General features: G+C 65.7%; 33 protein-coding genes. All 33 read right to left on the reverse strand.

From position 1 onward, the window contains the following. On the reverse strand, window positions 1–643 hold a 643-nt coding region (locus ABD385_RS26150), incomplete at its 3' end, for a DNA-directed RNA polymerase subunit alpha (RefSeq protein ID WP_344580527.1). 113 nt (window positions 644–756) lie between these two features. After that, window positions 757–1,383, reverse strand: a complete 627-nt coding sequence (rpsD, locus tag ABD385_RS26155) for a 30S ribosomal protein S4 (protein WP_344580529.1) — start codon at window positions 1,381–1,383, stop codon at window positions 757–759. Between the two features lie 27 nt (window positions 1,384–1,410). After that, window positions 1,411–1,815, reverse strand: coding sequence for a 30S ribosomal protein S11 (gene rpsK, locus ABD385_RS26160; protein WP_004571845.1), 405 nt, complete (start codon window positions 1,813–1,815; stop codon window positions 1,411–1,413). A 64-nt stretch (window positions 1,816–1,879) separates the two neighbouring features. Further along, window positions 1,880–2,260, reverse strand: coding sequence for a 30S ribosomal protein S13 (rpsM, locus tag ABD385_RS26165; protein WP_006604894.1), 381 nt, complete (start codon window positions 2,258–2,260; stop codon window positions 1,880–1,882). Window positions 2,261–2,456: 196 nt separating this feature from the next. Beyond that, window positions 2,457–2,570, reverse strand: a complete 114-nt coding sequence (gene rpmJ, locus ABD385_RS26170; protein WP_003956441.1) for a 50S ribosomal protein L36 — start codon at window positions 2,568–2,570, stop codon at window positions 2,457–2,459. 59 nt (window positions 2,571–2,629) lie between these two features. Beyond that, a complete protein-coding gene (gene infA, locus ABD385_RS26175; protein ID WP_003956442.1) occupies window positions 2,630–2,851 on the reverse strand; it encodes a translation initiation factor IF-1 in 222 nt (73 codons plus the stop codon). Between the two features lie 195 nt (window positions 2,852–3,046). Continuing rightward, window positions 3,047–3,883, reverse strand: a complete 837-nt coding sequence (gene map / locus ABD385_RS26180) for a type I methionyl aminopeptidase (protein ID WP_344580532.1) — start codon at window positions 3,881–3,883, stop codon at window positions 3,047–3,049. A 107-nt stretch (window positions 3,884–3,990) separates the two neighbouring features. Beyond that, entirely contained in the window at window positions 3,991–4,644 is a 654-nt protein-coding gene (locus tag ABD385_RS26185) for an adenylate kinase (protein ID WP_344580534.1), read from the reverse strand. Continuing rightward, window positions 4,644–5,957 carry a preprotein translocase subunit SecY gene (gene secY / locus ABD385_RS26190; RefSeq protein WP_344580535.1) on the reverse strand — a complete coding sequence of 438 codons (1,314 nt, stop codon included), beginning with the start codon at window positions 5,955–5,957 and terminating at the stop codon, window positions 4,644–4,646. Before secY ends, ABD385_RS26185 begins: the two co-directional genes overlap by 1 nt. Before the next feature lie 228 nt (window positions 5,958–6,185). Further along, window positions 6,186–6,641: a 50S ribosomal protein L15 gene (gene rplO / locus ABD385_RS26195; RefSeq protein ID WP_344580537.1), complete on the reverse strand. Its 456-nt coding sequence runs from the start codon at window positions 6,639–6,641 to the stop codon at window positions 6,186–6,188. A gap of 1 nt (window position 6,642) precedes the next feature. Beyond that, complete coding sequence (gene rpmD / locus ABD385_RS26200) at window positions 6,643–6,825, reverse strand: 50S ribosomal protein L30 (protein WP_016571066.1); 183 nt, start codon at window positions 6,823–6,825, stop codon at window positions 6,643–6,645. Then, window positions 6,825–7,427, reverse strand: a complete 603-nt coding sequence (rpsE, locus tag ABD385_RS26205; RefSeq protein WP_016571065.1) for a 30S ribosomal protein S5 — start codon at window positions 7,425–7,427, stop codon at window positions 6,825–6,827. The genes rpmD and rpsE overlap by 1 nt, the downstream gene beginning before the upstream one ends. A gap of 46 nt (window positions 7,428–7,473) precedes the next feature. Further along, window positions 7,474–7,857 carry a 50S ribosomal protein L18 gene (rplR, locus tag ABD385_RS26210; protein ID WP_016571064.1) on the reverse strand — a complete coding sequence of 128 codons (384 nt, stop codon included), beginning with the start codon at window positions 7,855–7,857 and terminating at the stop codon, window positions 7,474–7,476. A gap of 3 nt (window positions 7,858–7,860) precedes the next feature. After that, complete coding sequence (gene rplF, locus ABD385_RS26215; protein WP_344580541.1) at window positions 7,861–8,400, reverse strand: 50S ribosomal protein L6; 540 nt, start codon at window positions 8,398–8,400, stop codon at window positions 7,861–7,863. A 21-nt stretch (window positions 8,401–8,421) separates the two neighbouring features. Beyond that, a complete protein-coding gene (rpsH, locus tag ABD385_RS26220) occupies window positions 8,422–8,820 on the reverse strand; it encodes a 30S ribosomal protein S8 (RefSeq protein WP_344580543.1) in 399 nt (132 codons plus the stop codon). A gap of 239 nt (window positions 8,821–9,059) precedes the next feature. Further along, the gene (locus ABD385_RS26225) at window positions 9,060–9,245 is read right to left on the reverse strand and encodes a type Z 30S ribosomal protein S14 (protein WP_003956452.1); all 186 of its coding nucleotides are present in this window, start codon (window positions 9,243–9,245) and stop codon (window positions 9,060–9,062) included. A gap of 5 nt (window positions 9,246–9,250) precedes the next feature. Further along, entirely contained in the window at window positions 9,251–9,811 is a 561-nt protein-coding gene (gene rplE / locus ABD385_RS26230) for a 50S ribosomal protein L5 (RefSeq protein WP_016571061.1), read from the reverse strand. After that, a complete protein-coding gene (rplX, locus tag ABD385_RS26235) occupies window positions 9,811–10,134 on the reverse strand; it encodes a 50S ribosomal protein L24 (protein WP_344580546.1) in 324 nt (107 codons plus the stop codon). Before rplX ends, rplE begins: the two co-directional genes overlap by 1 nt. A 3-nt stretch (window positions 10,135–10,137) precedes the next feature. Next, window positions 10,138–10,506 carry a 50S ribosomal protein L14 gene (gene rplN, locus ABD385_RS26240; protein ID WP_003998823.1) on the reverse strand — a complete coding sequence of 123 codons (369 nt, stop codon included), beginning with the start codon at window positions 10,504–10,506 and terminating at the stop codon, window positions 10,138–10,140. Window positions 10,507–10,647: 141 nt separating this feature from the next. Beyond that, window positions 10,648–10,929: a 30S ribosomal protein S17 gene (gene rpsQ, locus ABD385_RS26245; RefSeq protein WP_006604882.1), complete on the reverse strand. Its 282-nt coding sequence runs from the start codon at window positions 10,927–10,929 to the stop codon at window positions 10,648–10,650. Then, window positions 10,929–11,153 carry a 50S ribosomal protein L29 gene (gene rpmC, locus ABD385_RS26250; protein ID WP_344580548.1) on the reverse strand — a complete coding sequence of 75 codons (225 nt, stop codon included), beginning with the start codon at window positions 11,151–11,153 and terminating at the stop codon, window positions 10,929–10,931. The genes rpsQ and rpmC overlap by 1 nt, the downstream gene beginning before the upstream one ends. Continuing rightward, entirely contained in the window at window positions 11,153–11,572 is a 420-nt protein-coding gene (gene rplP, locus ABD385_RS26255) for a 50S ribosomal protein L16 (RefSeq protein WP_016571059.1), read from the reverse strand. Before rplP ends, rpmC begins: the two co-directional genes overlap by 1 nt. 5 nt (window positions 11,573–11,577) lie before the next feature. Beyond that, window positions 11,578–12,402 carry a 30S ribosomal protein S3 gene (gene rpsC / locus ABD385_RS26260; RefSeq protein ID WP_344580550.1) on the reverse strand — a complete coding sequence of 275 codons (825 nt, stop codon included), beginning with the start codon at window positions 12,400–12,402 and terminating at the stop codon, window positions 11,578–11,580. Then, the gene (rplV, locus tag ABD385_RS26265; protein WP_344580829.1) at window positions 12,402–12,749 is read right to left on the reverse strand and encodes a 50S ribosomal protein L22; all 348 of its coding nucleotides are present in this window, start codon (window positions 12,747–12,749) and stop codon (window positions 12,402–12,404) included. Before rplV ends, rpsC begins: the two co-directional genes overlap by 1 nt. A gap of 44 nt (window positions 12,750–12,793) precedes the next feature. Continuing rightward, entirely contained in the window at window positions 12,794–13,075 is a 282-nt protein-coding gene (gene rpsS / locus ABD385_RS26270) for a 30S ribosomal protein S19 (RefSeq protein WP_016571057.1), read from the reverse strand. A gap of 12 nt (window positions 13,076–13,087) precedes the next feature. Next, window positions 13,088–13,924 carry a 50S ribosomal protein L2 gene (rplB, locus tag ABD385_RS26275; RefSeq protein ID WP_016571056.1) on the reverse strand — a complete coding sequence of 279 codons (837 nt, stop codon included), beginning with the start codon at window positions 13,922–13,924 and terminating at the stop codon, window positions 13,088–13,090. A gap of 39 nt (window positions 13,925–13,963) precedes the next feature. Beyond that, entirely contained in the window at window positions 13,964–14,287 is a 324-nt protein-coding gene (gene rplW / locus ABD385_RS26280) for a 50S ribosomal protein L23 (RefSeq protein ID WP_100604423.1), read from the reverse strand. Beyond that, window positions 14,287–14,937 (reverse strand): 50S ribosomal protein L4, encoded by a 651-nt coding sequence (gene rplD, locus ABD385_RS26285; protein WP_344580554.1) that lies wholly within the window; start codon window positions 14,935–14,937, stop codon window positions 14,287–14,289. Before rplD ends, rplW begins: the two co-directional genes overlap by 1 nt. Window positions 14,938–14,945: 8 nt before the next feature. After that, window positions 14,946–15,590: a 50S ribosomal protein L3 gene (rplC, locus tag ABD385_RS26290; protein WP_016571053.1), complete on the reverse strand. Its 645-nt coding sequence runs from the start codon at window positions 15,588–15,590 to the stop codon at window positions 14,946–14,948. Window positions 15,591–15,604: 14 nt separating this feature from the next. Then, the gene (gene rpsJ / locus ABD385_RS26295) at window positions 15,605–15,913 is read right to left on the reverse strand and encodes a 30S ribosomal protein S10 (RefSeq protein ID WP_003948644.1); all 309 of its coding nucleotides are present in this window, start codon (window positions 15,911–15,913) and stop codon (window positions 15,605–15,607) included. A gap of 416 nt (window positions 15,914–16,329) precedes the next feature. Continuing rightward, on the reverse strand, window positions 16,330–17,523 hold the full coding sequence (gene tuf / locus ABD385_RS26300) for an elongation factor Tu (protein WP_344580557.1): 1,194 nt from the start codon (window positions 17,521–17,523) through the stop codon (window positions 16,330–16,332). Window positions 17,524–17,680: 157 nt separating this feature from the next. Beyond that, window positions 17,681–19,801, reverse strand: coding sequence for an elongation factor G (gene fusA, locus ABD385_RS26305; protein WP_344580559.1), 2,121 nt, complete (start codon window positions 19,799–19,801; stop codon window positions 17,681–17,683). 39 nt (window positions 19,802–19,840) lie between these two features. Further along, window positions 19,841–20,311, reverse strand: coding sequence for a 30S ribosomal protein S7 (rpsG, locus tag ABD385_RS26310; RefSeq protein ID WP_030986135.1), 471 nt, complete (start codon window positions 20,309–20,311; stop codon window positions 19,841–19,843). Window position 20,312 lies beyond the last annotated feature (1 nt).

The following is a 20,312-nucleotide window of genomic DNA, read 5'->3' on the forward strand; positions in this document are numbered from 1 at the left end:
GGGTCTTGCCGGCCGAGGCCATGGCGTCGCGCGGACGCATCGCCTGCTTGGTCTCGACGTCGACGATCAGCTTGTCGAAGTCGGTCCGCTGCTCGACACGGGTCGCCTCGACCTTGTAGGTGACCTTGAGGACCGGCGAGTAGATCGAGTCGACCGGGATCCGGCCGATCTCCTGGCCGACCTGCTTGTTCTGCACGGCGGAGACGTAGCCGCGACCGCGCTCGACGGTCAGCTCCATCTCCAGCTTGCCCTTGCCGTTCAGCGTGGCCAGGACCAGGTCGGGGTTGTGCACCTCGACACCGGCCGGCGGCGCGATGTCGGCGGCGGTGACCAGACCCGGGCCCTGCTTGCGCAGGTACATCACGACCGGCTCGTCGTGCTCCGAGGAGACGACCAGCTGCTTGATGTTGAGGATCAGGTCGGTGACGTCTTCCTTGACGCCCGGCACGGTGGTGAACTCGTGCAGCACGCCGTCGATGCGGATCGACGTGACCGCCGCACCCGGGATCGAGGACAGCAGGGTCCGGCGCAGGGAGTTGCCGAGGGTGTAACCGAAGCCCGGCTCCAGCGGCTCGATCACGAACCGGGAGCGGTACTCGTCGACGACCTCTTCGGTCAACGAGGGACGCTGAGCAATCAGCATGGTGTCTTTCCTTCAGTCGTGGACGCCCGCTATTTGACGTCCGCTGTACTTCAAAGGGTACGGGCGGTACGACGCCATCGGCTCCGTACCGCCCGGACCACCTCGCTCAACTCTTACTTCGAGTAGAGCTCAACGATCAGCTGCTCCTGCACCTGGGTGTCGATCACCTGGCGCTCGGGCAGGCCGTGCACGAGGACCCGCAGCTGAGAGGGCATCGCCTCGAGCCACGCCGGGACGGTCTTCTCGCCGGCCTCCGCCTTGGCCACCTCGAAGGGGGTCAGGTTCTTGGAGCCCGTGCGGACCTCGATGATGTCGTTCACAGCGACGCGAGACGACGGGATGTCGGTCTTGCGGCCGTTGACCTGGATGTGTCCGTGACGCACCAGCTGACGGGCGTGGTCGCGGGACTTGGCAAAGCCGGCCCGGTAGACCACGTTGTCGAGGCGGGTCTCAAGGATGCGCAGAAGGTTCTCACCGGTCTTGCCGGACTTCTGGTTCGCTTCCTTGTAGTAGTTCACGAACTGCTTCTCAAGGACACCGTAGATGCGGCTGCACTTCTGCTTCTCACGAAGCTGCAGCAGGTACTCGCTGTCCTTGGTGCGCCCGCGACCGTGCTCACCCGGGGGGTAAGGACGGATCTCGATCGGGCACTTCGCGCTCTCGCACTTGCTCCCCTTGAGGAAGAGCTTCTGCTTCTCCCGACGGCAACGCTTGCAGTCGGCCCCGGTGTAACGCGCCATTGTCTAGTTGTCTCCTACTTCAGTGGGTCAGACGCGGCGACGCTTGGGCGGGCGGCATCCGTTGTGCGGGGTGGGGGTGACGTCCTGGATGGAGCCCACCTCAAGACCGGTCGCCTGAAGCGAACGGATGGCGGTCTCGCGGCCCGAGCCCGGACCCTTGACGAAGACGTCGACCTTGCGCATGCCGTGCTCCTGCGCGCGGCGGGCGGCCGACTCGGCAGCCATCTGCGCGGCGAAGGGGGTGGACTTGCGCGAGCCCTTGAAGCCGACATGGCCGGCAGAGGCCCAAGAGATCACGTTCCCGGTCGGGTCGGTGATCGAAACGATCGTGTTGTTGAACGTGCTCTTGATGTGAGCGTGCCCGTGGGCGACGTTCTTCTTCTCCTTGCGGCGCACCTTCTTGGCGCCAGCCGTACGGCCCTTCGGAGGCATTCAATATCTCCCGTGGAGGTGGTCGGTCCTACAGCGAAGACCGCTGACGTGGTCCTGCTGAGGACTACTTCTTGCCCGGCTTCTTCTTGCCGGCGATCGCGCGACGCGGACCCTTGCGGGTACGGGCGTTCGTGCTGGTGCGCTGACCGTGCACCGGCAGGCCGCGACGGTGGCGCAGACCCTGGTAGCAGCCGATCTCGACCTTGCGGCGGATGTCGGCCTGGATCTCGCGACGGAGGTCACCCTCGGTCTTGAGGTTGTTGTCCACGTACTCGCGGATCTTGACCAGGTCTTCCTCGGCCAGGTCGCGGACCCGGGTGTCCGGGTTCACGCCGGTGGCGGCGAGGGTCTGCTGCGAGAGCGTCCGCCCGATACCGAAGACGTAGGTGAGGGCGACCTCCACCCGCTTTTCGCGCGGGAGGTCAACGCCTGCGAGGCGTGCCATTGATGTGGCTCCTGATGGCTATTCGGAGGTCTTCCGCAGCACCGTTCCCGTAAGACTCTTCGGCATTACGAGCCGGGTCCCCGGCCTCCGAGCCGGGGGTGTCGTCCCTCGCGCGGGGCGCGGGAGTCGGGTGACTGCGTATGTACGTGATGTGCTTGCGTCGCGCGAACTGCGAAATGCAGGTGGTCGGCGTGCGTCAGCCCTGGCGCTGCTTGTGGCGCAGGTTGTCGCAGATGACCATGACCCGGCCGTGGCGGCGGATCACCTTGCACTTGTCGCAGATCTTCTTGACGCTCGGCTTGACCTTCATGGGATGCAGGTTCTCCGGGTCAGTGCCGCTGCCCCACGGGAACGGGGCGTCGGCAAGATCTACTTGTACCGGTAGACGATACGGCCACGCGTCAGGTCGTAGGGAGAGAGCTCCACGACGACCCGGTCATCCGGGAGGATGCGGATGTAGTGCATCCGCATCTTGCCGCTGATGTGCGCGAGGACCTTGTGACCGTTCTGGAGCTCTACCTTGAACATTGCGTTCGGTAGAGACTCGATCACGGTGCCCTCAATCTCGATGGCACCTTGCTTCTTGGCCACGCTTCGCCTTTCGGATCGGCTACCTTGATCGACTAACTTGCACGTGTCGCACCCGACGTGCGGGCACACGGGTGCACGAGAGCCGACGCGTCAGTCTACGTCAGTGCCTGAGAAAAGACGAATCCAGGAGTATTGCCCAACCGCGGAGATCGTTACGCATAAGGCCCGGCGACGACGCGGGCCGAACGACCGGTCCTACGCCAACGGGTCGGGCGCCGCGGTGATGCCGAGGGACGCGAGCTTGGCCTTGCCGCCGTCGGGGGCGGTGAGCACCAGCGGGCCGTCCTCGGTCACCGCGACCGAGTGCTCCCAGTGCGAGGACCAGCTGCCGTCGTTGGACTTGACCGTCCAGTCGTCCTCGAGCACGTGGGTCTTGGCGGTGCCGAGGTTGACCATCGGCTCGATGGCGATGCAGAAGCCGGGCACCAGCTTCGGTCCGCGGCCGCGCTTGCGGTCGACGTAGTTCAGCAGGTGCGGGTCCATGTGCATCTGCGAGCCGATGCCGTGGCCGCCGTAGTCCTCGACGATGCCGTACTTGCCGCTGGCCGGCCGCGGCTGGCGACGGATGTACCCCTCGATCGCCTTGGAGATGTCCACCAGCCGGTTGCCCTTGGCGACCGCGGCGATCCCCGCCCACATCGACTCCTCGGTGACCCGGCTGAGCTCGACCAGCTCCGCGGAGTGACCGGACCCGACGAAGGCCGTGTACGCGGCGTCGCCGTGCCAGCCGTCGATGATCGCGCCGCAGTCGATGGAGATGATGTCGCCGTCCTGCAGCACCTCGTCGGCGGACGGGATGCCGTGCACGACGACGTCGTTCACGGAGGTGCAGATCGTGGCGGGGAAGCCGCCGTACCCGAGGAAGTTGGACTTCGCACCGTGCTCGGCGAGCACCTTGCGCGCCGCGTCGTCCAGGTCCTTGGTCGTGGCACCCGGCACCGCGGCCTCACGCGTGGCCGCGTGAATGGCGGCGACCACCAGCCCCGCCTCGCGCATCTTCGCGATCTGTGCGGGGTTCTTGATCTCCAGCATCCCGGTGCCTTCCGCCTTCACTCTCGTCCGCGGGCTTTTCCCGCCCACCCAACACTACGGCCGCGGCGCCCGTGCTGGACAACCGCGGCCGTTCGGAGCGTGCCGCTCTACGCGTCGCCGCCCAAGGCACTCATCGCGCGCTCGGTGACCTCCGCGACCTTGCCGAGGGCAGAGATCGTGGAGACCAGGCCCTGGGCCCGGTAGAAGTCGATGATCGGCTCGGTCTCCGCGTGGTAGACCTCCAGCCGCTTGCGGACGGTGTCCTCGTGGTCGTCCTCGCGCTGGTACAGCTCGCCGCCGCAGACATCGCAGACACCCTCGGCCGCCGGCTTGTTGTACTCGGCGTGGAAGACGTGGCTGGAGTCCTTGCGGCAGATCCGCCGGCCGGCGATCCGCTTGACGACCTCGTCCTCGGGGACCTCCAGGTCCAGGACGGCGTCCAACTTCAGGCCCTTGCCCTGGAGGTAGGCGTCCAGCGCCTCGGCCTGGCCGAGGTTGCGCGGGAAACCGTCCAGCAGGAAACCCTCGGCCGCGTCGGCCTGCCCCATGCGGTCCTCGGCCATCCCGATCGTGACCGAGTCCGGCACGAGGTTGCCGGCGTCCATGTAGGACTTCGCCTCGACCCCCAGGGGCGTGCCCTGGGAGATGTTGGCGCGGAACAGGTCCCCCGTGGAGATGTGCGGGATCGCGAGGTTCTTGGCGAGGTACGCGGCCTGCGTACCCTTACCGGCCCCCGGGGGTCCGACGAGGACGATTCGCATCAGCGGAGGAACCCTTCGTAGTTGCGCTGCTGAAGCTGGCTCTCGATTTGCTTCACGGTCTCCAGACCCACACCCACGATGATCAGGATGCTCGTCCCGCCGAACGGGAAGTTCTGGTTCGCGTTGAACAGCACCAACGCCACTGTTGGTACGAGCGCGATCAGCCCCAGGTACAGCGATCCCGGCCACGTGATCCGGTTGAGCACGTAGCTGAGGTACTCGGCCGTCGGGCGACCAGCCCGGATGCCCGGGATGAAGCCACCATACTTCTTCATGTTGTCGGCAACTTCTTCGGGGTTGAAGCTGATGGCCACGTAGAAGAAGGCGAAGAAAACGATCAACAAGAAGTACGTAAGGATGTAAACGGGGTGATTTCCCTTGGTGAAGTTGGTGGCGATCCAGGTCGCCCATGCCGCCTTCGACCCGCTGAACTGTGCGATGAGCGCCGGGATGTAGAGCAGTGACGACGCGAAGATGACAGGAATCACACCTGCCTGATTCACCTTGAGCGGGATGTAAGTGGACGTACCGCCGTAGGAACGGCGCCCGATCATGCGCTTCGCGTACTGCACCGGAATGCGCCGCTGCGCCTGCTCGACGAAGACCACGAGGGCGACCATCGCCAGGCCCACCACGATCACCGAGAAGAACTCGATCCAACCGTCGGCGAGCTTGCCCTGGAGCTTGATCTGCCACAGCGCGCCCGGGAAGCCGGCGGCGATCGAGATGAACATCAGGATCGACATGCCGTTGCCGATGCCGCGGTCGGTGACGAGTTCACCGAGCCACATGATCAGGCAGGTGCCGGCGGTCATCGTGACCACCATCGTGATGGTGGTGAAGATCGAGTCGTTGGGCACGATCTGGCTGGCGACCGGGCAGCTCTGGAAGAGCGCACCGCTGCGGGCGGTGGCCACCAGGCCGGTGCCCTGCAACACGGCCAGTGCCACGGTCAGGTAGCGGGTGTACTGGGTGATCTTCCCCTGGCCGGACTGCCCCTCTTTCTTGAGGGCCTCCAACCGGGGAATCACCACGGTCAACAGCTGGAGGATGATGCTCGCCGTGATGTACGGCATGATCCCCAGCGCGAAGATCGTGATCTGCAGCAGCGCTCCACCGCTGAACATGTTCACCAGGGCGAACAACCCGCTGTTGCCGCCGGCCTGCTTCATGCAGGTCTCGACGTTCGCGTAGTTCACTCCTGGGACCGGGACGTGCGCTCCGATCCGGTAGAGCACGATGATGCCCAACGTGAACAGCAGCTTCTTGCGCAGGTCGGGCGTCTTGAACGCTCGGGCGAACGCGGTGAGCACGGTGCCTCCTGCGCCTCCCGCCTTCACAGGCTGAGAGGTGACGGTCTTGAGGATCGACGAATACGTAGCGGCTGTACCGCGCGGACAGCGCCCGCACGGTGCGTTCCGGAGCGGACCCCGGACAAATCAAACAGTGCAGGCCACCTTACCGGCGACCGTACCCCCGTGGAACGACCAACCGGGGATGCCCCAAACGATGGGCATCCCCGGTCAGTTGAACCAACGAACTCAGAGGAGTTCGGTGACGGTGCCGCCGGCGGCGGCAATCTTCTCCTTGGCGGAGCCGGAGACGGCGTCAACCGTCACCTGCACTGCCACGGAGATCTCGCCGGTGCCGAGCACCTTGACGAGCTCGTTGTTGCGCACCGCGCCCTTGGCGACCAGGTCGGCCACCGTGACCTCGCCACCCTGCGGGTAGAGCGCGGCCAGCCGGTCCAGGTTCACGACCTGGAACTGCTTGTGGGCGGGGTTCTTGAAGCCCTTCAGCTTCGGGAGGCGCATGTGGAGGGGCATCTGCCCACCCTCGAAGCGCTCCGGAACCTGGTAACGGGCCTTGGTGCCCTTGGTACCACGACCAGCGGTCTTACCCTTGGACGCCTCACCACGACCGACACGGGTCTTGGCGGTCTTGGCGCCCGGGGCGGGCCGGAGGTTGTGGACCTTCAGCGGGTTGGTCTCCGCCATGTCAGTCGACCTCCTTGACCGACACGAGGTGGCGGACGGTGTGCACCATGCCGCGGTACTCGGGACGGTCGTCCTTGACAACCACGTCGTTGATCCGCTTCAGACCAAGCGAACGCAGGGTGTCGCGGTGGTTCTGCTTGCTGCCGATCACGGACTTGACCTGCGTGATTTCGAGGCGAGCCATTACGCACTCACCCCTGCACGCGCCCGCAGCAGAGCGGCGGGGGCCACGTCCTCCAGCGGCAGGCCACGACGGGCGGCGATCTCCTCGGGCCGCTGCAGGCCCTTGAGCGCCGTCACCGTGGCGTGCACGATGTTGATCGGGTTGGACGAGCCGAGCGACTTGCTCAGCACGTCGTGGATGCCCGCGCACTCCAGGACGGCGCGCACCGGGCCACCGGCGATCACACCGGTACCGGGGGAAGCCGGCTTGAGCAGGACGACGCCCGCAGCCTTCTCGCCCTGGATCGGGTGCGGGACGGTACCGGCGATACGGGGAACCTTGAAGAAGTTCTTCTTGGCCTCTTCCACGCCCTTGGCGATGGCAGCCGGAACTTCCTTGGCCTTGCCGTAACCGACACCTACGGTGCCGTCACCGTCGCCCACCACGACGAGCGCGGTGAAGCTGAAGCGACGGCCACCCTTGACAACCTTGGCGACGCGGTTGATCGCGACAACGCGCTCAACGTACGCGGTCTTCTCGGCGGCAGCGCCACCGTCGCGACCCTTCCGGTCCCGCCGCTCGCCGCCACCGGCACCGCTTCCGCGGCGCTGGGGTCCAGCCATTGGATTTACCTCTCTCTGTTACGTCCGCTAGCTCCGGAACCGGGGCTTAGAACTTCAGCCCGGCTTCGCGGGCGGCGTCGGCCAGAGCGGCAATCCGCCCGGCGTACTGCTTGCCACCGCGGTCGAACACGACGGCCTCGACACCGGCGGCCTTGGCACGCTCGGCGACCAGGGCGCCCACCTTCTGAGCCTGGGCGCTCTTGTCGCCCTCGCCACCACGGATCGACGCGTCCAGGGTCGACGCCGAGGCCACAGTGTGGCCCGCAACATCGTCGATCACCTGGGCGAAGATGCCGCGGTTGGACCGCGTCACGACCAGACGCGGACGCTCCGAAGTACCCGAAATCCGCTTGCGGATGCGGATGTGGCGACGCTTGGCAGCAGCGCGCTTGTAGGCGTTGCCCTTAGCGATCTTCACACCGTATGCCATGGCTTACTTACCCGCCTTTCCGACCTTGCGGCGGATGACTTCGCCCTCGTACTTGACACCCTTGGCCTTGTACGGGTCGGGCTTCCGCAGCTTGCGGATGTTCGCGGCGACCTCGCCGACCTTCTGCTTGTCGATGCCCTCGACACTGAACTTCGTCGGCGACTCGACCTTGAACGAGATGCCCTCGGGCGCCTCGATCAGAATCGGGTGGCTGTAGCCCAGGGAGAACTCCAGGTTGGAACCCTTGGCCTGGACGCGGTAACCGACACCGCTGATCTCGAGCTTCTTCACGTAGCCCTGGGTCACGCCGGTGATCATGTTCGCCACCAGCGTGCGGGACAGGCCGTGCAGGGCCTTGTTCTGACGCTCGTCGTTCGGACGGGAGACGGCGACGACGCCGTCCTCACCCTTGGCGACCTCGATGGGCGCCGCGACGGTGTGCGTGAGGGAACCCTTGGGGCCCTTCACGTTGACCGTGCGGCCCTCGATGGTGACGTCCACACCAGCGGGAACCTGGATGGGCAGCTTGCCAATACGCGACATTAGCTATTCCTCCGTTCCCGATTACCAGACGTAGGCGAGGACTTCCCCACCCACGCCCTTCTTGCTGGCCTGCTGGCCGGTCAGGAGACCGTGGGACGTGGAGATGATCGCCACGCCCAGGCCGCCGAGGACCTTCGGCAGGTTGGTGGACTTTGCGTAGACCCGCAGACCCGGCTTCGAGATTCGCTTGATGCCGGCGATCGAGCGCTCGCGGTTCGGCCCGAACTTGAGCTCGAGAACGAGGTTCTTGCCAACCTCGGCGTCCTCGACGTTCCAGCCGGTGATGTAACCCTCCTGCTGGAGGATCTCCGCGATGTGCGACTTGATCTTGCTGTGCGGCATCGCCACGGTGTCGTGGTATGCCGAGTTCGCGTTCCGCAGACGGGTCAGCATGTCTGCGATGGGATCAGTCATGGTCATGAATTGGCCTTCGGCCTCTCTCGCCGGGGTTTCCTATATGCGCCATCCCTCTCCCCGATCTCGGTCGGGACGGGTGCGGCACGGGGACCTACGGCGTAGTAAGCGACGTTATGCGGGCTGAGCCCGCGGTCGGTCTCGGGCGGCGGGGCGCCCAAACCCTTCCAGCGTACGGGAAACGGGTCCGGGCGCCCACCAGCCGATTGCTTACCGAGAGCCTCCGGTAATGCCCAACTAGGGGATTACCAGGAGCTCTTGGTCACGCCCGGCAGCTCGCCACGGTGAGCCATCTCACGAAGGCACACGCGGCACAGGCCGAACTTGCGGTACACGGAGTGCGGGCGGCCACAGCGCTGGCAGCGGGTGTAGGCACGCACACCGAACTTCGGCTTACGAGCAGCCTTGGCAATAAGAGCCTTCTTCGCCATCTCGCTTACGCCTCCTTGAACGGGAAGCCGAGGTGACGAAGCAGGGCACGGCCCTCGTCGTCGTTGGTCGCCGTGGTCACCACGGTGATGTCCATACCCCGGGTACGGTCGATCTTGTCCTGGTCGATCTCGTGGAACATGACCTGCTCGGTGAGACCGAAGGTGTAGTTGCCCCGACCGTCGAACTGCTTCGGGGACAGACCACGGAAGTCGCGGATGCGCGGCAGCGCCAGCGACAGCAGGCGGTCCAGGAACTCCCACATGCGGTCACCGCGGAGGGTGACGTGGGCACCGATCGGCTGGCCCTCGCGCAGCTTGAACTGCGCGATGGACTTACGGGCCTTGGTGACGGCCGGCTTCTGGCCGGTGATCGTGGTGAGGTCGCGGATGGCGCCCTCGATCAGCTTGGAGTCGCGGGCGGCGTCGCCCACACCCATGTTGACCACGATCTTGGTCAGACCGGGGATCTGCATGACGTTCTCGTAGGAGAACTCGTCCTTCAGCTTCCCGGCGATCTCTTCGCGGTAGCGCGTCTTGAGACGCGGCGCGTTGGTGGTGGCAGTCATCAGATGTCCTCACCGGTCCGCTTGGCAACGCGGATCTTGTTGCCCTCGTCGTCAAAGCGGTACCCGACGCGGGTGACGACCTTGTTGCCGTCCTGCTCCACGACCAGCTGCACGTTGCTGACGTGGACAGGGGCCTCGGTCGTCACGATGCCGCCGGTCTGCGAACCACGAGCGGTCTGTCCGGCCTTGGTGTGCTTCTTGACCCGGTTGACACCCTCGACCAGAACACGGTCCTCGCGGGGGTAGGCCGCGATGACCTTGCCCTGCTTGCCCTTGTCCTTGCCGGTGATGACCTGGACCAGGTCGCCCTTCTTGATCTTCATCGGTTACAGCACCTCCGGCGCGAGCGAGATGATCTTCATGAACTTCTTCTCGCGCAGCTCACGGCCCACGGGGCCGAAGATACGGGTGCCGCGGGGGTCGCCATCGTTCTTGAGGATGACGGCCGCGTTCTCGTCGAAGCGGATGTACGAGCCGTCCGGACGGCGGCGCTCCTTGACGGTGCGAACGATGACGGCCTTGACGACGTCACCCTTCTTCACGTTGCCACCGGGGATCGCGTCCTTGACGGTGGCGACGATGACGTCACCGATGCCCGCGTAGCGGCGACCCGAGCCACCGAGAACACGGATGCAAAGGATCTCCTTCGCACCAGTGTTGTCGGCGACGCGCAGTCGCGACTCCTGCTGGATCACGTCTATCTCCTGAATGTCTGCCGGTTCCCGGCAGGGGCCCGCCCCTTACGGGACGTCAGCCCCTGCCGAGCCTGGCGGAACTGTTCCTAGGGGGTCCCCCCAGGAGGGATGTGCTTGCCTGTCGAAATCCCCGTGAGGGAATTACTTGGCCTTCTCGAGGATCTCGACGATGCGCCAGCGCTTGGTGGCGGACAGCGGCCGGGTCTCCATCAGGAGGACGCGGTCGCCGACGCCGGCAGCGTTCTGCTCGTCGTGCGCCTTGAGCTTGTTGGTACGGCGGATGACCTTGCCGTACAGCGCGTGCTTGACGCGGTCCTCGACGGCGACGACGACGGTCTTGTCCATCTTGTCGCTGACGACCAGACCCTCACGGGTCTTGCGGAAACCGCGCTCGTTCGTCTCAGTCACATTCTTCTCGCTCATCAGGCGCTCTCCACCGTCTCGATGCCGAGCTCGCGCTCCCGCATCAGGGTGTAGATCCGGGCGATGTCCTTGCGGACGGCCTTCAGCCGGCCGTGGTTCTCGAGCTGTCCGGTCGCCGCCTGGAAGCGGAGGTTGAACAGCTCCTCCTTGGCCTCACGCAGCTTGGCAACGAGGTCCTCGTTGTTCAGCTCGCGCAGCTCGGTCGCCTTGATACCGGCCGCCATCACGACTCACCTGCCTCGCGCCGCACAATGCGGCACTTCATCGGAAGCTTGTGGGCGGCGCGGGTCAGCGCCTCCTTGGCAACCTTTTCGTTCGGGAAGGACAGCTCGAACATCACCCGACCGGGCTTGACGTTCGCGATCCACCACTCCGGGGAACCCTTACCGGAACCCATGCGGGTTTCGGCCGGCTTCTTCGTCAGCGGGCGGTCGGGGTAGATGTTGATCCACACCTTGCCGCCACGCTTGATGTGACGCGTCATGGCGATACGAGCGGACTCGATCTGACGGTTCGTCACATAGGCCGCGGTGACGGCCTGAATGCCGTACTCACCGAAGGCAAGCTCGGTACCGCCCTTGGCCATACCGTTCCGCTTCGGGTGGTGCTGCTTGCGGTGCTTGACCCTGCGAGGGATCAGCATGTCGGTCAGCCCTCCGTTCCAGGGTTCTCCGCCGGAGCAGCGGCAGCGGCCTCGGCCTTGGGGGCCTCGGCAGCCGACGCCTGCTGCTGCGGCTTGCGGCCGCGGCCGCCACGCTCGCCACCGCGACGCGGGCGCTCGTTGCCACCACCACGGGCCGGGCGGTTGCCCGCACGGGCGGCAGCGTTCTCGGCACGCACCTCGGCGATGTTCTTGACGTCGCCCTTGTAGATCCAGACCTTCACGCCGATGCGGCCGAAGGTGGTCTTGGCCTCGAAGAAGCCGTAGTCGACGTTCGCGCGGAGCGTGTGCAGGGGCACACGGCCCTCGCGGTAGAACTCCGAGCGGGACATCTCGGCGCCGCCGAGACGGCCACCACACTGGATCTTGATGCCCTTGGCGCCGGCCTTCATCGTCGACTGCATGCTCTTACGCATGGCGCGACGGAAGGAGACGCGGGACGAGAGCTGCTCGGCGACGGCCTGGGCGACCAGCTGAGCATCGGTCTCGGGGTTCTTGACCTCGAGGATGTTCAGCTGGACCTGCTTGCCGGTCAGCTTCTCCAGCTCACCGCGGATGCGGTCGGCCTCGGCGCCGCGGCGGCCGATGACGATGCCCGGGCGAGCGGTGTGGATGTCAACGCGGACGCGCTCACGGGTGCGCTCGATCTCCACCTTGGAGATGCCGGCGCGCTCCATGCCCTTCGTCATCATGCGACGAATGGCGACGTCTTCCTTGACGTAGTCCTTGTACAGCTTGTCGGCGTACCAGCGGGACTTGAAGTCCGTCGTCACGCCGAGTCGGAACCCGTGCGGGTTTACCTTCTGGCCCATTACCGGGTTCCTTCCTTGCTGCTGACGACCACGGTGATGTGGCTGGTCCGCTTGCGGATCCGGTAGGCACGACCCTGGGCACGCGGACGGAACCGCTTCAGGGTCGGGCCCTCGTCCACGTATGCCTCGCTGATGACCAGCGTGGAGGCGTCCGGGTGGTCGTAGTTGTGCGCGGCGTTGGCAATGGCGCTGTCCAGCACCTTGCCGACGGGCACGCTCGCGGCCTGCGGGGCGAAACGCAGGACCGCCTGAGCCTCCGTGGCATCCATGCCACGGATAAGGTCCACCACGCGGCGGGCCTTCATGGGCGTGACGCGGATGTACCGCGCCTGGGCCCTGGCTTCCATGGTTGTCCCTTCGGTGTCAGTCATAGTCTTCGCACTCCGGTCGATCAGCGACGACGCGACTTGCGGTCGTCCTTCTCGTGGCCACGGAAGGTGCGGGTCGGCGCAAACTCGCCGAGCTTGTGGCCGACCATCGACTCGGTGACGAACACCGGGACGTGCTTGCGGCCGTCGTGCACCGCGATCGTGTGGCCGAGCATGGCCGGGACGATCATGGAGCGGCGGGACCAGGTCTTGATGACGTTCTTGGTGCCTGCATCGTTCTGTACGTCCACCTTCTTGGCGAGGTGGTCGTCGACGAAGGGCCCCTTCTTGAGACTGCGCGGCATCTAAACCCGCTCCTAGCGCTTCTTGTTCGTCTTGCGGCGGCGGACGATGTACTTGTTGCTGGCCTTCTTCGGCGAGCGAGTACGACCCTCCTTCTTGCCCCAGGGCGAGACCGGGTGGCGACCACCGGAAGTCTTGCCCTCACCACCACCGTGCGGGTGGTCAACCGGGTTCATCACGACACCACGCACGGTCGGGCGGACGCCCTTCCAGCGCATGCGGCCGGCCTTGCCCCAGTTGATGTTCGACTGCTCGGCGTTGCCGACCTCGCCGACGGTGGCGCGGCAGCGGACGTCGACCAGGCGAATCTCGCCGGACGGCATGCGCAGGTGGGCCATGGAGCCCTCACGCGCCAGCAGCTGCACGGAGGCACCCGCGGAGCGGGCGAACTTCGCGCCGCCGCCGGGCCGCAGCTCGATGGCGTGGATGGTCGTACCGACCGGGATGTTGCGCAGCGGCAGGTTGTTGCCCGGCTTGATGTCGGCGCCAGCGCCGTTCTCAATCCGGTCACCCTGCTGCAGGCCGCGCGGCGCGATGATGTAGCGCTTCTCGCCGTCGGCGTAGTGCAGCAGCGCGATGCGCGCGGTGCGGTTCGGGTCGTACTCGATGTGCGCGACCTTGGCCGGCACGCCGTCCTTGTCGTGACGACGGAAGTCGATCACGCGGTAGGCGCGCTTGTGGCCACCGCCCTGGTGGCGAACGGTCACACGACCGGCGTTGTTACGGCCGCCCTTGCTGTGCAGCGGGCGGACCAGCGACTTCTCCGGCGTGGACCGCGTGATCTCGACAAAGTCGGCGACGCTGGAGCCACGACGGCCCGGGGTCGTCGGCTTGTACTTGCGGATACCCATTTCTCAGTCCTCGTCCGATTCCGGACGACTCGGACTCCGTTAGGAGACCGGGCCGCCGAAGATGTCGATACGGTCGCCCTCGGCGAGGGTCACGATGGCGCGCTTGGTGTTGGCGCGCTTCCCGAAACCAGTCTTGGTGCGCTTGCGCTTACCCTGACGGTTGATCGTGTTGACCCCGGTGACCTTGACCGAGAAGACCGCCTCGACGGCCTGCTTGATCTGGGTCTTGTTCGCGCCGGGCGCGACGATGAACGTGTACTTGTTCTCGTCCAGCAGCGCGTAGCTCTTCTCGGAAACAACCGGCTTGACGAGGACGTCGCGCGGGTCCGTGAAGGTCTTGCTGGTGACGACGGCCTCAGTCATCAGGCGTCGCTCCCTTCGGTCTCAACGGCCTTGGGGCCAGACACGAAGGACTCGAAGGCGGCCTTGGTGAAGACCACGTCGTCCGAGACGAGCACGTCGTACGTGTTCAGCTGGCCCGGCTCCAGGATGTGCACCTGGGGCAGGTTGCGGGCGGACAGCCACGCGGCCTCGTCGGAGCGCTCGGCGACCAGCAGGACGTTCTTACGGTCGCTGACCTTGCCGAGCAGGCCCTTGGCGGCCTTGGTGGACACCGCGCCGTCGACCACGCCGGAGACGACGTGGATGCGGCTGTGGCGGGCCCGGTCGGTGAGGGCACCACGCAGCGCGGCGGCCTTCATCTTCTTCGGGGTCCGCTGGCTGTAGTCACGCGGCACGGGGCCGTGGACGACGCCACCACCGGCGAACTGCGGCGCACGGGTCGAACCCTGGCGCGCGCGGCCGGTGCCCTTCTGGCGGTACGGCTTCTTGCCACCGCCGCGGACCTCGCCACGGGTCTTGGTCTTGTGCGTGCCCTGTCGGGCAGCGGCCAGCTGTGCGACGACGACCTGGTGGATCAGCGGAATGCTGACCTTCGCGTCGAAGATCTCCGTGGGGAGTTCGACGGTCCCGGCCTTGTCGCCTGCCGGCGAAAGGATGTCAATGGTGCTCATCGGTTACCTCAGGCCCCCTTGGCCGCGGTACGGACCAGGACGAGGCCGCCGTTCGGACCAGGAACTGCGCCCTTGATGAGCAGCAGACCCTTCTCCGCGTCAACGGCGTGGACGGTCAGGTTCTGGGTGGTGACCCGCTCATTGCCCATACGGCCGGCCATCCGCATGCCCTTGAACACACGGCCCGGGGTGGCGCAGCCACCGATGGAACCAGGCTTACGGTGCACGCGGTGGGCACCGTGCGATGCCTTGCCGCCGTGGAAGCCGTGACGCTTCATGACGCCGGCGAAGCCCTTGCCCTTGCTCTTGCCGGTCACGTCCACCTTGACGCCGGACTCGAAGGTCTCAGCGGTCAGCTCCTGACCGAGGGTGTACTCGCCGGCATCGGCGGTACGGACCTCGACGAGGTGGCGACGGGGGGTGACGTCGGCCTTCGCGAAGTGGCCCTTGAGGGGCTTGTTCACCTTGCGCGGGTCGATCTCGCCGAAGGCGATCTGGACGGAGTCGTAACCGTCCTGGTCATTGGTGCGCACCTGGGTAACGACGCAGGGGCCGGCCTTCACCACGGTCACCGGGACGACACGGTTGTTCTCGTCCCAGACCTGGGTCATGCCGAGCTTCTCGCCCAGGAGCCCCTTGATCTGCTTAGCCATCTCTTCCGCGCCTCTCAGAGCTTGATCTCGATGTCAACGCCGGCCGGAAGGTCCAGGCGCATCAGCGAGTCAACGGTCTTGGGCGTCGGGTCGAGGATGTCGATCAGGCGCTTGTGCGTGCGCATCTCGAAGTGCTCGCGCGAGTCCTTGTACTTGTGCGGCGACTTGATGACGCAGTACACGTTCTTCTCAGTGGGCAGCGGCACCGGGCCCGCGACCGACGCACCAGTGCGGGTCACCGTCTCGACGATCTTCTTCGCCGAAGAGTCGATGACCTCGTGGTCGTAGGCCTTGAGCCGAATGCGGATCTTCTGTCCCGCCATGGCTACTTCGTAGTCCTGTCTCTCGTAACGCTCTGGGACCCGGGAGGTCACCGTTCTTCTCCGACCCACGCGGTCGGGCGTGTCGCACCCCTTCCCGTAAATCTCCACATGGAAGATCCCTCGAGGAGGAGAACGTGGGGGAAGAACACCCACCGGGCGCCTGGAGGAGGCACCCCGCTGACGCTTCCCGGAAGATTCCCGTACTTCCGCCCCTGAAAAGGAACGACGAATACCTGGGACTCGCTTCCGGTCCCCCCGGCGGGAGGCGCGCAGCATCGGCACTCAACCGAGCAACCTGGACAGTGTGCCACACAGGCCGCGCGTAAGGCCAATCGAGGCCCAACTGTCAAGAAGCCCCGCCCACCTGGTGGCGAGCGGGGCTTCCCGAACTACTACCGGATCAACCGGAGACCGTCTTACTTGACGATCTTGGTGACCTGGCCGGCGCCGACGGTCCGGCCACCCTCACGGATGGCGAACTTCAGGCCCTCTTCCATCGCGACGGGCTGGATGAGGTCCACCTTCATCTCGGTGTTGTCACCCGGCATGACCATCTCGGTGCCCTCGGGGAGGGTCACAACACCGGTCACGTCAGTCGTACGGAAGTAGAACTGCGGACGGTAGTTGTTGAAGAACGGCGTGTGGCGGCCACCCTCGTCCTTGGACAGGATGTAGGCCTGCGCCTCGAACTCGGTGTGCGGGGTGACCGAGCCCGGCTTGATGATGACCTGGCCGCGCTCGACGTCCTCGCGCTTGATGCCGCGGAGCAGCAGACCGACGTTCTCACCGGCCTGGCCCTCATCGAGCAGCTTGCGGAACATCTCGATACCGGTGACGGTGGTCGAGGTCTTGTCCTGCTTGATGCCGATGATGTCGACGGTCTCGTTGACCTTGAGGATGCCGCGCTCGATACGACCGGTGACGACGGTGCCACGACCGGTGATCGTGAAGACGTCCTCGATCGGCATCAGGAACGGCTTGTCGACGTCGCGCTCGGGCTGCGGGATCGACTCGTCGACGGCCTTCATCAGCTCGAGGACGGAGTTGCCCCACTCCTTGTCGCCCTCAAGGGCCTTCAGAGCGGAGACCTTGACGACCGGAACGTCGTCGCCGGGGAACTCGTACTCGGAGAGGAGCTCACGGACCTCGAGCTCGACGAGCTCCAGGATCTCCTCGTCGTCCACCATGTCGGCCTTGTTCAGGGCGACGACGATGTACGGAACGCCGACCTGGCGGGCCAGGAGCACGTGCTCCTTGGTCTGCGGCATCGGGCCGTCGGTGGCGGCGACCACGAGGATGGCGCCGTCCATCTGCGCGGCACCCGTGATCATGTTCTTGATGTAGTCCGCGTGACCGGGGCAGTCGACGTGGGCGTAGTGCCGCGTCTCGGTCTGGTACTCGACGTGCGCGATCGAGATGGTGATACCGCGCTGGCGCTCCTCAGGAGCCTTGTCGATCTGGTCGAAGGCCGAGGCCTCGTTCAGGTCCGGGTACGCGTCATGCAGCACCTTGGTAATGGCGGCCGTGAGGGTCGTCTTACCGTGGTCGATGTGACCGATGGTGCCGATGTTGACGTGCGGCTTAGTCCGCTCGAACTTCGCCTTCGCCACTGGGGTCCTCCTGTGGAGTGGTTCTGTACGCCTTACTCATCGGCGCCAGGTGATCTTTGCTGGATAGCCCGGGGCCCGGGGGCATTCCTCCGCTGTTGCGGCGGAATGCCCCGGCAGGCTCCGGAGTCAAGCCTAGAGCGTGAACTCGACGGGTGAGTTACTCGCCCTTGGCCTTGGCGATGATCTCCTCGGCGACGTTCTTGGGAACCTCGGCGTAGGAGTCGAACTGCATCGAGTAGCTCGCGCGACCCGACGTCTTGCTGCGGAGGTCTCCGACGTAGCCGAACATCTCCGAGAGCGGAACCAGGCCCGTGACGAGCTTGGCGCCGGCGCGCTCCTCCATGGACTGGATCTGACCACGGCGGGAGTTGATGTCGCCGATCACGTCGCCCATGTAGTCCTCGGGCGTGGTGACCTCGACCTTCATCATCGGCTCGAGCAGGGCCGGGCTGGCCTTGCGGGCGGCCTCCTTGAAGGCCATCGAGCCGGCGATCTTGAACGCCATTTCCGACGAGTCGACCTCGTGGAAAGCGCCGTCGAGGAGGGTGACCTTGACACCGGTCAGCGGGTAGCCGGCGAGAACACCGAACTCCATGGCCTCCTGGCAGCCCGCGTCCACGGACGGGATGTACTCCCGCGGGATGCGGCCACCGGTGACCTTGTTCTCGAACTCGTACCCGTCGCCCTCGAGCGGCGCGATGGCGATCTGCACCTTCGCGAACTGGCCGGAACCACCAGTCTGCTTCTTGTGCGTGTAGTCGAGGCGCTCGACCGGCTTGCGCAGGGTCTCGCGGTACGCGACCTGCGGCTTGCCGACGTTGGCCTCGACCCGGAACTCACGCTTCATACGGTCGACCAGCACGTCGAGGTGCAGCTCGCCCATACCCGCGATGATGGTCTGGCCGGTCTCCTCGTCGGTGTGCACCTGGAACGAGGGGTCTTCCTCGGCGAGACGCTGGATGGCGACACCCAGCTTCTCCTGGTCGCCCTTGGACTTGGGCTCAATGGCGACCTGGATGACCGGAGCCGGGAACTCCATCGACTCGAGGATCACCGGGGAACCCGCGTCGCAGAGGGTCTCACCGGTGGTGGTCTGCTTCAGACCCATGACGGCGACGATGTCGCCGGCACCCACCGCGTCGATCTCCTCACGCTTGTTCGCGTGCATCCGGTAGATCTTGCCGATGCGCTCCTTCTTGCCCTTCACCGAGTTCTGCACCTGCGTGCCGGCCTCGAGGCGGCCCGAGTACACCCGGATGAAGGTGAGCTTGCCCAGGTGGGGGTCGCTCGCAATCTTGAACGCGAGGGCGGACAGCGGCTCGTCCACGGACGGCTTGCGCTTGACGACCTCGTCCGGGTTGTTGACCGCGTGGCCCTCAATGGCCTCGACGTCCAACGGGGAGGGGAGGTAGCGCACGACCGCGTCGAGCAGGGGCTGCACGCCCTTGTTCTTGAACGCGGTACCGCAGAACACCGGGGTGACGGTGGTGACGTCGGCCTTGCCGGAGGCGATGGTGATGCGACGGATCGCGGCGTAGAGCTGCTCCACGGTGGGCTCCTGGCCCTCCAGGTACAGCTCCATGACCTCTTCGTCGTTCTCGGCCACGGCCTCGAGGAGCTTGCCGCGCCATTCCTCGGCGGCCTCGATGTGCGTGTCCGGGATGTCGACGGTGTCGTACATCTCGCCCTTGGCGGCCTCGGCGGACCAGACCAGGGCCTTCATCGTCACGAGGTCGACGACGCCCTTGAAGTCGGCCTCGGTGCCGATCGGCAGCTGCATCACGATCGGGGTCGCGCCCAGGCGGTCCACGATCATGTCGACGCAGCGGTGGAACTCGGCACCCGTCCGGTCGAGCTTGTTGACGAAGCAGATGCGCGGAACGCCGTAGCGGTCCGCCTGACGCCAAACGGTCTCGGACTGGGGCTCGACACCGGCGACGCCGTCGAACACCGTCACCGCGCCGTCGAGCACGCGCAGCGAGCGCTCCACCTCGACGGTGAAGTCGACGTGGCCCGGGGTGTCGATGATGTTGATGGTGTTGTCGACGTTCTCCAGCGGCCAGTGGCAGGTCGTCGCGGCAGACGTGATCGTGATGCCGCGCTCCTGCTCCTGCTCCATCCAGTCCATCGTGGCAGCGCCGTCGTGGACTTCACCGATCTTGTAGGAGACACCGGTGTAGAACAGGATCCGCTCGGTGGTGGTCGTCTTGCCCGCGTCGATGTGGGCCATGATCCCGATGTTGCGGACCTTGGCCAGGTCAAGCGAAGTGGTAGCCATAGTGGCTCAGTCTTCTCTCGGTCTCGATGTGGGTTGCGACTACCAGCGGTAGTGCGCGAAGGCCTTGTTGGACTCGGCCATCTTGTGCGTGTCCTCACGCTTCTTGACCGAAGCGCCGAGGCCGTTGGAGGCGTCGAGCAGTTCGTTCATGAGGCGCTCGGTCATGGTCTTCTCGCGGCGGGCGCGGGAGTAGCCCACGAGCCAGCGGAGCGAGAGGGTCGCGGCGCGGCCGGGCTTGACCTCGATCGGGACCTGGTAGGTCGCGCCACCGACACGGCGGGACTTGACCTCAAGGGTCGGCTTGATGTTCTCCAGCGCGCGCTTCAGCGTGATGACCGGGTCGTTGCCGGTCTTCTCACGCAGACCCTCCATGGCGCCGTAAACGATGCGCTCGGCGGTGGAGCGCTTTCCGTTCAGCAGCACCTTGTTGATGAGGGAGGTCACCAGAGGAGAGCCGTAGACCGGGTCGATGATGACCGGGCGCTTCGGGGCGGGGCCCTTACGAGGCATT

Source organism: Streptomyces lunalinharesii (assembly GCF_039532155.1).
Lineage (GTDB): Bacteria > Actinomycetota > Actinomycetes > Streptomycetales > Streptomycetaceae > Streptomyces > Streptomyces lunalinharesii.

Bases quoted from the DNA above. Each gene is read 5' to 3' on its own strand.
- rpsJ (WP_003948644.1), bottom strand. From the start codon at position 15,913: ATGGCGGGACAGAAGATCCGCATTCGGCTCAAGGCCTACGACCACGAG.
- rplB (WP_016571056.1), bottom strand. From the start codon at position 13,924: ATGGGTATCCGCAAGTACAAGCCGACGACCCCGGGCCGTCGTGGCTCC.
- rplO (WP_344580537.1), bottom strand. From the start codon at position 6,641: ATGGCGGAGACCAACCCGCTGAAGGTCCACAACCTCCGGCCCGCCCCG.
- rpsQ (WP_006604882.1), bottom strand. From the start codon at position 10,929: ATGAGCGAGAAGAATGTGACTGAGACGAACGAGCGCGGTTTCCGCAAG.
- rpsD (WP_344580529.1), bottom strand. From the start codon at position 1,383: ATGGCGCGTTACACCGGGGCCGACTGCAAGCGTTGCCGTCGGGAGAAG.
- rplD (WP_344580554.1), bottom strand. From the start codon at position 14,937: ATGAGCACCATTGACATCCTTTCGCCGGCAGGCGACAAGGCCGGGACC.
- rplR (WP_016571064.1), bottom strand. From the start codon at position 7,857: ATGGCATACGGTGTGAAGATCGCTAAGGGCAACGCCTACAAGCGCGCT.
- rplF (WP_344580541.1), bottom strand. From the start codon at position 8,400: ATGTCGCGTATTGGCAAGCTGCCCATCCAGGTTCCCGCTGGTGTGGAC.
- rplW (WP_100604423.1), bottom strand. From the start codon at position 14,287: ATGACTGAGGCCGTCGTCACCAGCAAGACCTTCACGGACCCGCGCGAC.
- rplE (WP_016571061.1), bottom strand. From the start codon at position 9,811: ATGACTGCCACCACCAACGCGCCGCGTCTCAAGACGCGCTACCGCGAA.
- ABD385_RS26185 (WP_344580534.1), bottom strand. From the start codon at position 4,644: ATGCGAATCGTCCTCGTCGGACCCCCGGGGGCCGGTAAGGGTACGCAG.
- rpsS (WP_016571057.1), bottom strand. From the start codon at position 13,075: ATGCCGCGCAGTCTCAAGAAGGGGCCCTTCGTCGACGACCACCTCGCC.
- rplP (WP_016571059.1), bottom strand. From the start codon at position 11,572: ATGCTGATCCCTCGCAGGGTCAAGCACCGCAAGCAGCACCACCCGAAG.
- rpmC (WP_344580548.1), bottom strand. From the start codon at position 11,153: ATGGCGGCCGGTATCAAGGCGACCGAGCTGCGCGAGCTGAACAACGAG.
- rpmJ (WP_003956441.1), bottom strand. From the start codon at position 2,570: ATGAAGGTCAAGCCGAGCGTCAAGAAGATCTGCGACAAGTGCAAGGTG.
- ABD385_RS26225 (WP_003956452.1), bottom strand. From the start codon at position 9,245: ATGGCGAAGAAGGCTCTTATTGCCAAGGCTGCTCGTAAGCCGAAGTTC.
- rpmD (WP_016571066.1), bottom strand. From the start codon at position 6,825: ATGGCTCGCCTCGAAATCACGCAGGTCAAGTCCGTGATCGGCAGCAAG.
- rpsG (WP_030986135.1), bottom strand. From the start codon at position 20,311: ATGCCTCGTAAGGGCCCCGCCCCGAAGCGCCCGGTCATCATCGACCCG.
- rplV (WP_344580829.1), bottom strand. From the start codon at position 12,749: ATGGAAGCCAGGGCCCAGGCGCGGTACATCCGCGTCACGCCCATGAAG.
- rpsK (WP_004571845.1), bottom strand. From the start codon at position 1,815: ATGCCTCCGAAGGGCCGTACGGCTGGCGCCAAGAAGGTGCGCCGCAAG.
- rpsH (WP_344580543.1), bottom strand. From the start codon at position 8,820: ATGACCATGACTGATCCCATCGCAGACATGCTGACCCGTCTGCGGAAC.
- rpsE (WP_016571065.1), bottom strand. From the start codon at position 7,427: ATGGCTGGACCCCAGCGCCGCGGAAGCGGTGCCGGTGGCGGCGAGCGG.
- rplX (WP_344580546.1), bottom strand. From the start codon at position 10,134: ATGAAGATCAAGAAGGGCGACCTGGTCCAGGTCATCACCGGCAAGGAC.
- map (WP_344580532.1), bottom strand. From the start codon at position 3,883: ATGCTGGAGATCAAGAACCCCGCACAGATCGCGAAGATGCGCGAGGCG.
- fusA (WP_344580559.1), bottom strand. From the start codon at position 19,801: ATGGCTACCACTTCGCTTGACCTGGCCAAGGTCCGCAACATCGGGATC.
- rpsM (WP_006604894.1), bottom strand. From the start codon at position 2,260: ATGGCACGCCTCGCAGGCGTTGACCTCCCGCGCGAAAAGCGGGTGGAG.
- rpsC (WP_344580550.1), bottom strand. From the start codon at position 12,402: ATGGGCCAGAAGGTAAACCCGCACGGGTTCCGACTCGGCGTGACGACG.
- rplC (WP_016571053.1), bottom strand. From the start codon at position 15,590: ATGGCTAAGCAGATCAAGGGGCTCCTGGGCGAGAAGCTCGGCATGACC.